The organism is Cellulophaga sp. BC115SP, assembly GCF_009905545.1.
GTDB lineage: Bacteria > Bacteroidota > Bacteroidia > Cytophagales > Spirosomataceae > Flectobacillus > Flectobacillus rivi.
Map to the genome: position 1 here is coordinate 1 of NZ_JAAALB010000074.1, position 17,817 is coordinate 17,817.

The 17,817-nt window shown below is 39.0% G+C and carries 4 protein-coding genes; all 4 read right to left on the reverse strand.

The genetic code is table 11. From position 1 onward, the window contains the following. Positions 1–3,824 (reverse strand): fibronectin type III domain-containing protein (locus tag GVN22_RS25660; protein WP_166553867.1); only part of this gene is annotated, 3,824 nt, incomplete at its 3' end. A gap of 27 nt (positions 3,825–3,851) precedes the next feature. Further along, on the reverse strand, positions 3,852–5,702 hold the full coding sequence (locus GVN22_RS25665; protein ID WP_166553868.1) for a hypothetical protein: 1,851 nt from the start codon (positions 5,700–5,702) through the stop codon (positions 3,852–3,854). A gap of 166 nt (positions 5,703–5,868) precedes the next feature. Continuing rightward, positions 5,869–8,019: a fibronectin type III domain-containing protein gene (locus GVN22_RS25670; RefSeq protein ID WP_166553869.1), complete on the reverse strand. Its 2,151-nt coding sequence runs from the start codon at positions 8,017–8,019 to the stop codon at positions 5,869–5,871. Between the two features lie 95 nt (positions 8,020–8,114). Beyond that, on the reverse strand, positions 8,115–17,810 hold the full coding sequence (locus GVN22_RS25675; RefSeq protein WP_205691041.1) for a hypothetical protein: 9,696 nt from the start codon (positions 17,808–17,810) through the stop codon (positions 8,115–8,117). Positions 17,811–17,817 lie beyond the last annotated feature (7 nt).

The following is a 17,817-nucleotide window of genomic DNA, read 5'->3' on the forward strand; positions in this document are numbered from 1 at the left end:
TTTCCTCGTTGTGCCAACTGCTCCAGCTTTCTACATAAACTTATACTTGGTTTTCGAGCTAGGCAAATGGTACACTCTGGTTCGTCGATGCCATCGTCGGTAATTTTTACAATTTCGTCTACCAACTTGCCTGTCATGCCTACCAATACCAAGGGTTTAAAGATAGTCCCATCGCCTGTGGGTTTGGGTAGCATCTTGCCGAAAAGACGTTTGGTTTTACCTGCATCCTCTATCTCTTTAACAACCATTGCACCGTCTTCTAATAGGTCATCCCCTACTTTTATGCCTATTTCGCCTAGCTCTTCGAGTTTGGGAATACCTTTAAATAGCAATCGTTCTGTTTCAAGCAATGCTCTAGACCCTGATACACTAAAACCTAGGTGTATCGATTGATTTATACCTTGAAAAATACCTGCTCCAGCAATCTCGATACCATCTAGTAGTAGTGGAAGCCTTCTAGTGGCTACATTATTGGCAACAGTTTGGGCAACTTTACCCAATCCTACTGCGATTTGTTTGGTCTTGTCAAATAGTCTCGATAGCTTATTAACCGATCCGATGGATTGGGTTATCTTGCCCATCAAACTTGTTGCCCTTACGCCTGCGTTGATTTCGCCTGCGCCTATAAGTAAGGAGGCTACATTAAAAATGAGCTTTCCCATCTGATAAGACCTACAGTTTACATTTAGGTTGGGTTCTAATGCGACTATTTGTGTAAGCCAATCTTTAAATTCTGTACCTAAGGTGCTACTCAATTGGCTGCCTAGCCCTGTCCAGCCTACTTTGTTTTTCAAGTCACCTATTTGCTTCATTGCGCTGATAGTCTGACTTCGAGTAGCTGAACAATCATCGGTAATTAAAAGTGGGTTTGCCCAACAAGTAGAAAATTCAATTACATCATACAGCCCTTTGACCATTTCGGCTGCACCATCGATAGCACCTGCTACTAGGCCTGCTTCATTCAACACAATATTGGTTGCGTTGTTGTTATCCCAAAGGCATCTTGGTAAAATCCCTGGCGAGACATTACAAGCACTATTGTCATTTGGAGCTGAATTCCAACAGCTTTTGATGATATCCCACAACTGGCTGATGTGGCTCAATCGCAAATCGGTAGAAGTTTCAATTCCTGAAGGCATGGTTGCCTTATAATCCTCTAGTAATTTCTTTATTCTTTGGAGGTCTGCTACGGTGAGTTTGTTGACACCTTTTTGTTTGATAGGTGTTTGGAGTAGTTCTCTGTAGACGCTGAATGACAGCAACTCTTCAACCAAATCATCGATTTGATTGACTAAATCCTTGTTGGCATCTGCCAGACTAGCATTCAAACGAATGTCTTCATAAAACTTATTGCCTGTATGCGATTGGGTATAGTATTTGGGGTCTAAGATACCATCATTACAAGCGGGAGTACTCTTCAATGATTTGATGTTGTAGCCGCTAGTGTTTGTACAACTAGGAGGATTATCTAAATACGCCTTCTTATAAAAAATGGCAAAACTCTTGTCTTTGACACGATACATGGGTACATATTCCTCAACTACGCCATTTATCTCAACTCTAATGACATTTTGTGTGGATTTTTCAACCAATTTAGCCCCATTGGTAAAGTAAAATTTCTTTGCATCGTTGGTTATATAGATATTCTTTTCTGGGTCATCATAGATGGTCATGACGTAATATCCTGTATTATCACCCAAGTCTAGCTTATTATTTTTGATTTTCTCAATTTCATTGAATCCATTAGTCATAAGGTCAGCCATCGGCGCAGCATCCTCTATATGACAAGGTGCTAATAAACTTACTAACGAAATACTCGTGCCTAACAAACCCTTTTGAGCAGAGGCATATAAGGCAGGTAACTCATCGGACTTTCGCTTGATTGGCGAATAGCCAACTTTATCACAATCTAACAAGTCTTGGAGTTTTTTGCTGTTGGCTAATAAGTCTTTTTTTAACTGAAGGATATAGGTGTTTTTGGTATCCTTACCAAACTCCTTGTCGAGGTCGTCCTCCCAAGCAGCTATGCCTTTTTTTACAGCCTTACAGATACTCTTAAAGTTTTTAAGTTCCTCTTCTGTTGGTGTTTGCTTCTGACTTATTTTATCAATCAACTCTTGGGCCTTCGCCTTCATGGCTTCAATTGCCTGTCCAAAAGTACCTGAATAACTCCCGGGGCTGTTGAGGGAGTTGTAGAGGTTGTTGTATTGTGAGGTAAGGTCGCGGTTGAGCATCGTAGGGTCGGAGCCTACCATTTGTACTTCGCCTGATGTCAAACAACCATAAGGCTGTGTTTCGTGCAGCCCTATGCCTTCCATAAGTTGAACGCCCCTCCAGATAACTGGAATGCGCTGACCCAAAATAGGAAAATACAACAGCCCCTCCCCAGAGGTGTTGTCTATGACCTTTGTAATGCGTACATCATAACCATTGACATAGAAAGTACTGTTAGGTTTGCTTGTGAATGGTACGCTCCCAACGCCTGTATTGGATACTTCGTCGTCCTGACAACTCACTACGTCCTTTACGACACTAACCCCGCAACGAGTCTCGGTGGTAGTGGGTGGACGCTGAAGATTAGAGACAAAATCATCAAACTGCTTTTGATCTACATCACTTCCATTCACAGGAAGGTCTGATGGATTGATAGGGGCATTGGGAACAACTGTCGCTGTAGTAGAACCTGTACTGTTTTTGGTGTTTTCTTGATAAATATCCGAAGACCATGGACTATTCTCTCCTGAGCAAACACTCTGAACCGATAACTCGTATTCATTGCCACTCGGAAGCGCTAATACAAGACTATTGCTGGTAGTATTTTGGAAAGTATAGTCGTCCTTACTCGATTTCTTCCGCCAGCGAACCTGATAACTCTGTGCTAGGTTGACTGTTCCCCACGAAATTTCGTGATAACCTGACCCTACGGATTTCAGCAGAAGTGCATTGGGGGCTGAGCAAGTTTTTCCGTAACGAAACTCCCATACTTGGCTTTTGCCTTGGTTGTCATAGACATTCGTACCAGACACATTTTTGACTTGTACCTGCCAAGCATAGCGCTTGCCAATTTGCAAAAGTGGCTTGGTAGGGTCATAAGCAAGCATAGGTACCGATACGCTAGTGGTGTATATGGGGGTTTTGCCTTCGGAGACATCGTTGGCGTTTTCGTCGTCACCCAATTCCCACAAACTAAATTCATAACTCACTCCACCTTGACCACTCACCGAGGTAGCTTGGGGTGTCCATAAAAAACTAAAGTTTTGTCCATAGCGAGCATCTATCTCCGATTCGTTACTAGGAAGGTTGAGCAAAGGAGGTAAACCATTGTATTGGGTAAAACTATAACTAAATTTGTCTGATACCTGTCGATAGTTCCGAGCAGCGTTTAGTTCGTAAAGTATTACCTCTATTGTCCAAAAACCACTAGATAAGCTTCCTCCTTGGCTGAAAAAGTTGGGGTCAAGCCCCTGTGATACCAAGTTGCTAGGCAAAAAATTCTCCGCCAAATCAATTCCCGTGATGGTAGTAATTCCACCAAAGTTTACGGTGATGCCCTGACTTGCCACAAAGCTCTCGTTATTACGAATGTCGGCACCTTGACGAGTAAGGGCTATTCGGGCAAATACAGGGCCGGGAGTGCTGGTATTGTCTTTGAGATTGATGGTAATCGTTAGGGCATTGGTGGTATAAAAGCTACTCCACGTCAAACTCTGCTGAGGGATAAAGGACACCGTCCCGCTCAAGGGGTAATTTTGGGAAATAGCTTTAATCCCAAATACACATAATAGTAGCAGGATTTGTAGATAAAATCGTAAGCTCTTTATCATAAGATTGTTAGGATAAGGGGTGTATGCTTATTTTGGGTTCGTTTTTGGGGTAATGGCGCCAAACTTGGTTTGGAACTGATACTGATAACCCAGTGTGAGGGTCATATCCCAAAAGTTGCGCTCTATGATTTTGCCAGGGCTCAAGTTTCGGTACATACTCAAAAGGCTTAGATTAAACTGATGTTCTTTACTGGGCTGAAATCCTAAAGTAAATCGAGCATTGAGTACATCGCCCGACTGCTCAGTGCTTCGAATAGTCTTTAGGTAATTCAAGGCACTTTGGAGTTGAATCTTTTGATTGAGAAGAGCCTTTTGGTAGGTAAAAGAAGGGCCAACGAACCACTCACTTCTAACTACTAAATCATTTCGATTGATATTGAGCGCAACAGAATAGTTTCTTTTTTGGGCGATAAGTTGATTATTGTACACAAGGTTTAGGGTGTTTACCTGTGTGCTACGCGTCAACGAACCTTGCTGGTTTGAAGAACCTTGGTACAAACCTTGTACTTGTAAAACCTGAGGGTGCTCTTTGGTAGCACGAGGTAGTTTTTTGACAAACATCAACTGTAAGTTCTGATTTATCTGACGGTAGTTGAGTGTATCAAGCCCAGCGTACGTACTAATGGTAGTTAGATATTCCATATCGGTACGCAAATTGGTATAACTCTGAAAAGTAGAGTAGGTTAAATTAAGCATAGTTTTGTCAGAAGGAATAAAACTAATATCGGTAGAGCCAACCCACTGCCAGAGTGTTTGGAGATTGGCACTTTCTGCCAAATTATTATGTTGACGACCAATCGATACGGCAATATTCAGACGGTTTTTCAACCAGTTGCTTGTGGTATTTAATGCTACATTTTCGAGGTCATTTACAAAATAATAAGCTCCATGAGTCTTGTATTCAGGATCTACACTGGTATATTCTAGTGCTGTTTGAAAAGATTTTCCGCCATATTTTAGCCCTGTTTTTAGGGCTTTTTTGATAATAGTCGAGCGGTTAGTTTGTAATAACTCACCAAACGAAAAGTTATCAGATGGGGGCTCATTAATCGTATTTCGAATATCTTTAGTAAGGCCAGACATGGCTAAGTCCATAGACAAAGTCCATTTTTTTTGGAGTAGTGCAGACCCTTTGATCCCAACAGCAACGTTGGCTTCAGGGTAGGCAAAGTCATCAATGGTATAGGGCAATGAGCTGATATCGTCGCGTGAACGTAATAAGGAAATTTCTCCGAGATAATCTTTTGATTTATAGCCCAATTGAAAACCCCAGCTTTTACGTTGGTAAGCAGGGTTGTTGTTACGAGTTAGCCCAGAAGTATCGCGAAAAACAGCCTTTTGTAAAGTTCCCCACATAAAGCTGGCATAGAAAGGTTTTTGCTTAGGCTTAAATTGTACCCCAACACCATCAAAACGGTGACCGTTGAGGGTGTAAGGCGAAAATGTCATACTATTCACTCCCATCAAAACCGTTAGACCTTTGTAGGTAGGCTTAAATTGAAAACGATTAAAAGGATTCTGAAAGCGAAGTCGTTCATCAAAAGGGCTTTTGAAGTTGATATTTTGACTGTTGAGGGTAAACGTAAATGGCATTTTGATTTTGCCATAAAAATCAAAATTTATATTCCCTGAAAGAATAGACTCAAAAGGTAATCTACCTGTAGACTCTACGGCATTGGTAGTATAAAAGGTAGAGAGCGTGTTGACACCCCCACTTACCTTAATTCCTTCTTGTAATACCTGAGAGGGTAATTTGGTAAGATTTTTTAGTTTTTGAGCCTCTGCTTGTAAGGCCTGACTTACAGCAGGTTGTTGAAGAGAAAATATCAAAATACCTCCTATCAAACATAGTCTAAGTGTAATAGTTATGCTAGGCATAATGCAAATCATAAAACTCCCTGTAAGGGATAGGTGAAATAATAGCAAGATTAATTACTAAGAAACACGTCATGAATTGTGTTTCTTATGATTCTTATCCTTCAAAAATCATCATCATTCTGTCCAAAATCTCAGTTTAAATATTGGACTGCGATTCAACACTTTATCATTCTTTCTTTTTGATCTTGACTTTGATTGAGATAGATTTCCCCTTCACCGAGATGATACCATCAGTACTTTGAGCAATGACTCGGTAGGAATAAGTTCCAGATGCTTGAATTGGATCACGATATTCAAAAGTATCTCCCGATACGGTACCAAGCTTATTGAAATCACTTCCTAGCGAAAGCTTGCTTAAAAAGAAGGACTGAATTTTTCGCTTCTTTGAGAGATAGTTATATTTCCACTTTAAGATTACTTCTTGTGTAGTTTCGTCAAAAGAAATAGATAGCGTATCAACACCTGGAAGACGGTGAGGTCGAAAGAGTTTTATTTCTACACGATTCGAATCGTTTGAGATAAGCCCTTCTTGATCTATTGCTTTAAGGATATAACTTACAGGCTTTTCTTCATCAAAGCCTTCGGTTGTATAGCGAAGGGTATCTTTGGCAAGCTTGACATCCGCAACAAATCGAGTAGTAGTATCGGGTAAATCTTGTTTATACAGCTTGTATTCGGCTACATCTTCGCTGGTACTAGGTAGCCATTTGATTAATGCTTTTTCATTTTTAAAAGCAAAATAGACCGTTTTGGGTGGTTGAGGTGGTGTAATATCTGGGCGATATAGAACCAAAGTATCGTTTTGTCTAGTAGAGTTTGAATGGTAGTCTATAGGTACAATCACATATAATACTTTTCTATTGGTGGTACCCATCGCCACTGTATCAATCATAGCGGTATCTGGGCGCTGGATTACACGAATCAGTTCCATATCTTGAGGGCGAATACCTTCGGCACGAAATACATTAAAGCCATAGAGGTCACGCTCTTTGCCATGAGTCCATCCAATTCGAGTTATTCCTTTTTTATTAATTTTTCCATGTAGATTCATGAGCTTCATGGGTGGAATCGAGTCAATAATATTTACTAAAAGAGGCTCAGATGTCTTTTGGCGGCCTCGTAAGTCGACAGCTGACACAGTGTAGTAGATATTCTCGATGCCATCTTCTACCCTATCAAAAGCAGTTCTTGTACTGTTCGAAATAACATCTTTATTGACTTTAGTAAAGTTTTTAAAATCGAGAGTCTTGTACACATTAAACCCTTGAAGGTTGATAGTCAGACTATCAGGAAATCTCCATCTAATTCCTATGGTTCGCTTGTTAAGAAAGTTAAAAATTAGGCTATCGGGTTCGGGTAAACGAGACTGAAAGGCAAAAAATTTAATAGTATTTGAAGGTTCAGATGGGTCTGCAAATGGATCAATTCCTCTAATTCGATAATGGTAATTAACCATTAGTTTGGGTACTTTGGTAGTATAAAGTAGAGCATCTTTGTCTTTTGGTGAGTTCTCAAAAGGAACAAAAGGAGCTTGATTTACACGCTCATAGTTGACCCCTCCATCGGCAGATCGTTCAATGATAAAGCCTGTAAATATAGCATTTTGAGGAATTACCCATTTGAGGGTGACGGTACTATCAACATAATCCAGATCTACCAGTTTTTGAGGAGTGTAAGCCTTAATATTCCAGCTTATTCCAGCAGTTACGCGAGTTTCAGCTTTGAGTTTTTGATAATCGGGATGATTTAGCTTAATAGTGTAATGATAGATCTCGTTTGATTTGGCTAAACTATCCTCAAAGGATAACCGCATGAGGTTGGCAACATTAGGTGAAAAATCAGCAGCAATAGAAGAAAATGCAAATTTACCACGCGTAATCGCACTTCTAAGAGAGGTATCTTTCTCGGCAAGCTCTTCAGGTTTATAGAAATAAAATGATTGGGCAGCTCTAACATGATTATCAGACTGAGCTAGTTTTGACCATTCCTGCTCGGAGAATGGCAACAAGGTGAATGTTTTAAAATCTTCTGGTTTTGCTAAAGTCTTATTATTACGAATTACGGTAGTACGCTCTAAGACATATCCATACTGATGACCCAATGCCCATATCTCGGGAGATTGTGCCACCCAACGTAAACGAATCGAGCCTTTACCGTGTTTGGCAAGGAGTTGGAGCGTTGGTGTATTTGTGATGCTCCTAGTAGTATTTGCCGTGTTAGTTCGATTATTACTTGGTAGCTGATTTAATGGCTTACTTTGGCTGTAAATACCAAAGCATAAAAACTGTAAGCAAATTAATAATAGAAGATTTTTCATAAATTATTTGATAGATTATTTTGATGGGTTCATTGCTTGTACTTAAGCGAAAATACTGGGGCTAAGAGCGTACTCACCGACCCAAGTATTAATCTTTATTTGATAACCTTGATACCTTCAACTTGAGTCCCACAAAGGTTTTCGCAAATCACTTTTATAGTTTTACCTGTAAAAATTCCTCTGACACTCATACTTTGACTTCTTATCAAGACAGGGCTAGTTGGGTTAGATACATCATACCAGTTCACTGTTTGAGATTTACAGGCTGAGTCATCTACTGCTAGTATTCGAGCTGCAGTGTCGTCATTAATAGTCAAAGAAGCAGGACATCTTTGTGAGATAATTTCCTTAATATCATTGTAATTAAATGACCTAGGATTTTGGTTAGTGAAAGTTTGTATTACCAGTATTTCCCCATTAATCACCCTATTCTCTGTTTTGGTAAGTACCCATTTTGGCTCACAATCTAAAGCTACAGACTGCACTCCATTTGAATTAGCACTATTGCAGCCATTCAAACTAGCTATTGCATAAAACACCTCTCCAACGCCGTTATGTGAAACACTTATTTGACTACCTGACCCTAAAGAAGCTCTATAATTACTCGACCATTGAATTGTACTTCCATTGTTGGAACTACCAAGCGTTTGGAGGATATAGCCACAATCATTTTCTTTTGCTAATAAGGAAACGCTTGGAGCAGAAGGTATAGATTTGTAATCTAGATGATAGCTTGTAGATGGGCTAACACAGCCTCTATCATTACAACGAACCTGAACGTCCATACTGCGATCTACCTTAACTTGCATCATGTAACCTAAAAAAAAGTAAGGAAACCTCTCAACATTTTTCCACGAATTACCATCAGTACTCCATTCTGGAGTAGCATTAGGACAATCATTTACTAAAAAAGTCATTGTTCTTTCACCACAGTCAGATTGTGATGAATTGGCAAATACAGTCAAATTCGTTGCTGAAGGATTTATCTTAATTGGTTGAAGGTGAGTTAATACTTCTGAACTCATACAACTACCAACTCGGCATTTTGCATAAAATGTACCCGCATTGCTCACTTGAATAGAACCTCCTGTGCCAATTTCCGAATCTAAGTTATTATACCAAACTACATCCCCATTTGGACAACTACTTCGAAGTTGGGTATATCCACAATATTGTAGCTCCTCTATTGGATTGGGTTGACTTACAATTATTGATTGTACTGATACAATTATATCCGAACTAAAGCATCCATCTCTTTCCGCTTGAATTCGTATGGTTTGTGAATCTCTTACTTCAAGATATTGCGAATTTCGATTGATTAAATTATCTCCTGAATACCAAACAGATGGGCTATCTGAGTAGATTTTAGCTACAGTATTGTTGCCACAAATTTTATATATTCCATTTTCCAGAGTGGCACCAACTACATTTACAGCAGGCATAGGAGGTGACTGTTTGATAAAGCCAATAGCACGAGATGCACTTACACTACACATTTCGTTTGCACTGCTTACAGTAAATTCGCCAGTATTACTAATGCTGAGCTCTTTCCCTTGATGCCCACTACTCCAAGTGTAAGTACCATTACCACCATTGGCAGTTAATGTAGTAGAGCCACATTCTGAATTTTCAGAGATGGTAATCGGACTCGGATAAGGAATTACTCTTTGGCTCACCGAACGGCTCTCGCTTTGGCAACCATCACGACTAACAACCGCTGTATAAGTATAGTTACCAGCAATCCCATTGGTTTTTGGGGCTTCACTTAGCCATTGTAAGCTTGCACCACCTGCTGAATTAAAGACTATTTCCACATTGGTTGGCTGTCCATCACAAATGTCACGTGCGATAAGAGCTGGAGGTTCGGGTTTTTCTTTGATTCGAAGATTTACTCCGTTACTCCAATCACTATCGCAATCATTAATGATACATTTTGCGCTAAATGATTCTACACCAACTTTATTTACTTGAATATTAGAACCTTCTTGACCATTAGACCAGACAGTTTTTTGACTACAGCCTAGCGCTGTAATCGTAATTGTTTGTGGGAAACAGGTCTCTAGAGAGGTAGCCTGAATAGTTGGTGCGTTTGGTTTTGCAGCAATAGTTAATACGTAATCAATCCATTCACTGTCACAACCATTAGACTCACATTTGGCACGATAGACTATTTGGCCTACAGGGGCATTTGAAACACTCAGTGATTTTGAAGGCGAGTCCCAAACTACATTTCCTTGTTCACAGCTTGCTTCAATTACGGTGTTTTCATAAGTACAAATGATTGATCGACCTAAACTATTAGAGATTACTGGAGCCTTAGGAATATTATTAACACTAACACCGATGGAAGCATCCTGTAGAGACCTACACCCCTTAGCATCTTGACAAAAAGCAGTGTACGTAGTGCTAGTAATTGGTTGAACCAATGTATTTTGTTGAGTCCAAACTATCTCTGCTTGCTGGCAAGTTCCAATTAATTGGATTTGCTCTCCTGCGCAAATGGTATTATTAACCTTGTTTGTACTAAGCAGAGGTTGTTGAGGCAACGTATTTACATTTAGTTGTTTTGAAGGAATATTTGTACTAAAACATTGATTATTTAGGTTGCATCTTACACGATAAACTCCTGCTTCATTGACAACTCTTGACGAGGCACCCTCGCTCCAAATTCCATCACCCAATTGCCATTCTAGCTTACCAGCATTGCATCCGCTAGCTGTAAGGGTAGCACTCTGATTGGCACATATTTCACTAGCGCTAATTTCCAAGCTAGGGTTGAGTGCAGCATTATTAATCACCTCAATAATGACTTTTTCTGAAAGACTGCCTTCACATTTTACAGTTCGGTCAGACTTAGTAAAACGCAAGCATTTAGCATAAAAAGTAGATGTGGCACTCAGCTGGGTCTTTAAATCCGTCCCTTCACCAATAGGCGTCGTGATGTTGTCTTTGTACCAAACTACTGTTTCATTCTGTTTACAATTACTAACAGATAGACTTACAGAGGTATTTCTACAAACCTTATTGATTTCGAGCCCAGTTATGATTACAGCTCTTGCAGGCACTACAACTTCCACCGCAATTGGATTTGATTTAGTACTTATGCACTGATCACTTTTACAAACAGCATAAAAAGTATTACTAACACTTGGTGAAACAACTAAACTGTTCCCAGTTGATTGATTTGACCAAACCAATGTTTCCTTTGCGCTACACCCTTTGGTGACATTTATAGAAACATTACCGCCAAAACAGATTGTTTCGGAACTCGTTGGTGCAAGAGCAATTGTTGGTGGCTCTGGTGAAGGTAATACCTCTACATCTGTTATAGTATATCTTTTTTTACCGTCTACAGTACATTCTAAAGTAATAGAAGACGACTCCTTAAGTTGCAAAGAGAGACTCTGGGTTGTTCCTAAAGAACTTTGATCATTTGCTATCCAATTGATTGTACCGGTACAGTTGGATGCATTTAAAGTAAAGCTTTCATCCGCACAAACCGTAGGTTTTGATACCTGAATCAAAAGTGGTGTCAAATTTATGGTGACATATTCGGGTTCACTCAAACAGTTATTTTTATTGTTTAAGCAACGCAACTTAAAGTCGGTACTGTTGGTAATAATCGGCTTGATAATAGCCGTGGTTTCCTCGGTACTCCAAACATAACTCGTTCCATCTGAACAGCCAGAACCCTCCAAAGAAATTGTTGTTCCAAAATCTACCGTACTTGACGAGGTCTTTATAGCAGGCTTTGCAGGCTTTAAATTACTTTCACAATCAGTTTTTGGAGGAGTGATTACAGTATAGCCATCACCATAATCTGTTTTTATGATAGTCTTACAACCTTCATCCGTATATCTGTATAATTGAGATGATGAGGTAATTTCTTGAGGTGTTAAAGAAAATGTAATCGGCTTATTTTGTCCACTCAGAATCGTAAACGAGTATCCTTCAGCTGGTGCAGACCATGGCTTCATTAGAACTGATTTACTTCCATCTGTATAAAATCCTATGGTGTATGTAGCACCTTTCTTATTAACCTCGTCCTTATTTTTACAATCAATATGTACAAAAGGTGTAGCTACACAATAATTCACTTGTTGAAGCATACCGTTGTTAAAGGCATACCATTTGCGTTCAATACTACTACCCATAGTGTAGTACTGTAGAGACAAAGGCTTAACTTCTGGGTTAATTGCTTCATAGGCAAAATCCCCAACTTTAAATGCGGTGAAATCTGCCTTAGTATATGCTTTTACACTTTTAGAAGAACTACATGCTTCGGTGGCTGTAGCTCCAGAACCATTGAAGGCAAATGGTTTATAATTATATTCGTTTGCATCTAAGTTTTCACCACATCTGTAGGTCGTTTCTGTTTCGGGAATAACTACTTTTAGTAGCTCTTTTTTTGCGACTAATAGGGCTTCTTCCTCTGGCTGTAATACTACAGTAACAGCTGTATTATCTTGATGAAACTCAATCGGTTTGCCGTTAGAAAGCGTCAAATACAAGGTTCTAGGCAACTTTTGAGGCTGAAAAGTTACCTCATTTTCCCAACTTTCAATAATGTAATGAAATTCAGTGGAGCCAGTATTTTGAAGAATAGCAGCCATATCATTTCTACAGATTTCGCACACTCTAGGATCTCCTTGAGGAGCACAATCAGCGTCACACATACCATCTACCTGACTAATAATAGCTTCATTGTTTTTTCTAATGGTAATACAAGGGGCAATTTCTGGACGTGGGTATACTTTAACGGAAAAACTGTAATTTCCAGCTGCTTCAACACTTAAGTCCTGAGGACTTGCACACTCACTAGCGCTTTTCTGTAAGGATGAATATTTTACGACTGCATTCTCTGCTTTGTATTTAACGTTGCTAAATGTTTCATTACCTCCAAGGAAGTTATGTTTTATTTTCAAATCACTTGGAAATTCTATTGCCTGATTATTGCTATCATAAAGCTCGAAACTGTAAAGTATAGGAGTGCTGTCTCTTTCCTGACGCTCACAATGCACTACAATCCTTTTTCTTAAGGTATTTACATCATTAAAATCTAGTGCAGGCCTAGACGCAAAACAAAAACTATTGGTAGCTTCCGAATATAACGAAGGTAAACTTTGCCAGTTTCTTTGTTGATAATATCCCATTTTTTTGATATCGCTAATCATATCAACGCAAAAATTGGTGCCTTGAGGAAGAACAAATTCGGGGATTGGCTGATTATTATTATCACTAGTAAGGCATTCGTAAACACCACTATTAATCATGCTATTAAAATTCAAAACAGAAAACATGGGTGCTTTTGTAGGACTAACTTCACCATCATTTCTTACGACTGCCTCATTTGATAACGAAAAATAATTGTTCTGTGTTAGCATAGGTTTAGGCAGCATCAAATCGGAAGTATAGCTAGCTTCATCGCCTTTTACACACTTTGTATTATTCCACTTACTATTTAATGCAGAAATCCATGGGCTCGTGTCTTTGAGATACATGAACAATATTTGTTTTTCCTCTAGTGAAAAACCTTCATCTACTGATTCGTTAGTTATGACCTCAAACCCATAATTATTTGTATTCCAAGAAACTTGAGCATTTGCTCGATAGGCTGTAATTTTCTCATTAAATGTATTGAACTTACTTACTCTAAAGAAATGGCCTGTATAAAACGGTTTTGTCACACCATTTTCAGTATAATCAACTTTTAGTTCGTAAATTTTATCTGAGCTAAGCTGACTCAATGAAAAAAATGTTCCGTTAGCATCTGTTAAATTCACAGTTGTTTTATCACCAATCAGACTCTCTTTTTCATAGATACCTAGTGTAAACTGACAACCAGTGCATTTAGTAGTAATCTCAGAAGCAAGCCTGCTATCCACTTTAAAATATCCCTTACCTTGGTAGTCTTCTTTATAAGTATTATATTGATTTTTAGCAGGATAAGCCACTACATCAAGATCGGTTAAATCCCAAAGTTCGTTATTGGTTTTAAATGAAAAATCATATATTTGGCTAAACTGAATTGTAGTATTATCCGAGGTAGTTGAGACTGTATTATTACTTCTATCTTGTATGGTTGGATCATAGATACGAATACTTAATCTAGCATCATACTCAGTATTTGAGTCAAGTTGTTTTCTTGGTAACGCAATAGGAGTACTTATCTTAGATATATCCAGAGGGTCGACATCTGAAATTGTCATTGATGGAGCCTCAAGTGAGAAAAAGCTTTGATCTGGCTTTTTATAGGTTATGTTCACCTCCATTTTATACTTTTTAGATTGCGCTAGCTTAGATAGCTGGTCTACAGGGTAAATAGCATTCAAATAAAAGTTCCCAACAGGGCTTACTGTATTCTGAGGGGTAATCGACTCTACAAAATTCCAGTTTGTAATAGCCACGTTGTCGCTACCAGATGCAGGAAGACAGGTTGGTCTTGGTGCATTTTCTCCAATCTTAGCGTCAACTTTAATGGAAACTTTAGCTTTCCATACTCTAACATAAGCAGCAAAGATTCCTTCTGCATAAAACGGTTGAGGGAATCTAGCTTTAAGTAATACGCCAATACCCGCCTCTAATAAAGGAACGCCTAGTACTGATACATCTGCATTGGCATATCCGTAAATCTGAGCTTGAGCATTCCAACTGTTACCACTTGAGGCAACCCAACCTTCAGGACAAGAAGTTTTGACCAAGAGAGCGTCAAAACCAGCGCCAGCACCAGCATTTACCTTAACCACACCAATAAAGTTCATCCCTATTTTGATAGAAACAGCGGCTCCGAAAGCAAGCCCCGTACCTTGTGCTAAATCTGGGTTACCTCTTTTATCAGCTAACATAGATTGGTTTGACACACCTATGTCTTCTTTTTTGTCATTGAAAATTGCAGCAAAACTTTCTGGCACCAATGGTGGTGGTAGTTCAGTGTCTACCCCATCTCCTAGCATAAAATAGGCGTTCACCGCGGCTGTAATATCCAATGCACTACTTTTGGATTCAAATACCAATCCTAATCGATCACTAACTGGATTAGCACGCCCTATGTACAAATATTTTTTACTATTTGAAATATAAAGCATTCCATATCCTGTAGACTTGAGTGCCGCATTACCAAAACCAACGTTTAAGTTAATAAAGATGTCAGGATACATTTTGATAGAAAATGATCCCTCTTGATCTGTTCCTCCTGAATTATAGGCTACCACTAAACCAAGGGCTATCCTATTTGGAGAAGCTGGGCCTTTTTTGTCGGATTCTTTTCCACTGAACAAGTCTGCAAGACTATTATTCTTACTAGCGGTGGCTGTATTTTGGGGAGTTGAAGTACTAGATGTGGTTGATGCACCTTTTGCAACAGCTTCGTCGGCCTGTGCCACCTCTTTAAAAAGAGTAGGACTAATGGGAATATTGCTTCTTATTTGAGAAACTTTATCACCCATTTCCTTAAATCCTGTCAGCATTTTTTCTCCTACAGGAGGGATTTTATCCATAAAATCCTGAAGTTGGTATCTGGCGTATCCAACTGCTTTGAAACTAAGTCCCCCGGAGCTTGTACTTTGTGCAGCGAGCATAATGGATAAATCAACATTGGCGGCAGTAGTCATATCAAGTCCTAAATTAAATCCCCACGCACCATAATTCCATTGATAAGATAAGCCAGTACGTGCCCCATTTACCTTATCAGCAATATCACCTTTCATGCTGAGGTTTTTATAAACACCACCAAAGACTCCTTTTAGCAATACTGTACCTAAAGGAATACCCGGGCTTCCAAATTGGATATCCACATCCACTCCCCATGCAGCATTTTCTACGCCACTTTTTTTGGCATAAACTATATACACTCCCCCTCCTGTGCTTCCACCACCCGATGGAGATTGTTCATTCGTCATGGCTGCAGAATGTTCTGGCGACATAAGCTTTAACCCAAATCTTCCCTTACCTTCAAAACCAGTTAAATTATCCACACCAAGTCTGTTTGCATTTTCAAACGTGGCTACGGATGCTTCAAAATCAAAACTTGGGAAATGCCCTTCGATTGAAAAGCCAGTTAATCCAAATTTAGTAAATTTGAATTTTGGCTTATCGGACTCTACTATTTCTGCTTGATAGGAAAAGTCTCCTTTCAAAGATATTTGTTGCGACGCTTCTGATCCTTGGACGCCAGTACCAATTGATGCTGTTCCATTAACATATTTTTTATCAGTTGAAACAGCAGCCGATATATTTTGTAGTGATAGTGCAAAACCCATAATTTGGCTTCCCGTAGTGGCTACAGGTTCCAGCGTAAATGCATTTATGTATGGAGACTCGCTTAAAACTTTTAACATAGGGAGTCTCAAAGAGTATGTCTGGCCAGAACCCAAAATCGTTAATTTGGCTTTACTAATTGTAACAGCAAATGCACCTATTGCCCCTGTATTGAGATTGATGCTACCTTCTCCTCGTATAAAAGTATCTGCTGCTGAACCTGTTGTTGTCGATGTAGATTCTTTAGTTCCATTCGTTGAACTCGCCGTTGTTGTTTTGGTAGTGTTATCAAAACTTAAATCTGCATTGAATAAATTCACTCTCAATTTATCTCCCTTATCTGGCTTTAAAGTTGCTGAAAAATTGAGTAACTCTCCTGATTTATTCAAGTCGAAACTAAGATCTTTTCCATCCAAAATAGGAAGCTCCAAATCGCCTCCAATGGCAAACTCATTCAACTCATTCTTTGTGATAGTTACACCTGCTCTGGTAATATCAACGGAAAAGCCTTTACCATTAGAAGCCTTCGCTTCAACTTTATTGTTATAAAACATTTTACCGTTTAAATTTCCAGAATCATCAATATTGAGATATGTAAGATCTAAGAATATGGCATCTGAGTTACTCTTCTTAAGTGAAGTAGGAAGTCTAAGTCTAAAATTCAGAAAGGATATTATATTTCTGGCGGTTTCATTCTGCTTAGTATTAGTAGAAAGATCTAACATGACATTTCCATCTGATAAATTTGTATCACAAATCTCAGTGCTCACTTCGGGATTCGTTGTACTGGACCAGAAACCTATGTATTTGAATCTAGTAAACTGTAAACCATATTTTTGGGGAAATGAAAGTTTAATTTTCAATTCACCCCAAGAGGTTATTTTGGCCCCAAATAACATTTTAGCAACCCTGTTATCATCAGTGATCGCAACACCATCTATCTTCTCCGCAACAACAAATTGCGGATCAAATTCGAACTGTCCTGATAATCGAAGACTGAAGGCACTTGGATTATTGGTTTCGGAGGCTTTACAGCCCAAACATACACCAGTACCAACACTTAAGGATAATCTACCTATACCACTTAATGAAAACAACGATATATTAAGCGGCGCAATTATTTGCAAGCCTGCACTAAAAGATCCTCCCTTCTTTAATGTTAGCTCCCCTCCAAAATATAAACTTGTAACCTCGTGCTTGTCATTTAATTGTGCTTCATTGGAATTCATTTTACTCAAAATTCCTATTTGAGCCTTTGTATCTGTTTTCGTGAAAATTAGGGAAGTAATTACTAGAGTAGCATTTAATCCACCATGCTTTGTTCCACCAATTTCAATTACTATAGGTAGTTTACTTAAATTTAAATTTTGCCAACCTCCATTTACAAATGCATCCACATTTTCTATTCGCATCTTTGACTCTGAAATCTTAATTGCACTTTCAATTGCCAATGGTGTGGTACCTGCATCCGTTGCAGAAGGCAATACACTTCGTCCATCATCTATAAAATAATGTCTTCCATCATGTCTTGGCATGACGGTT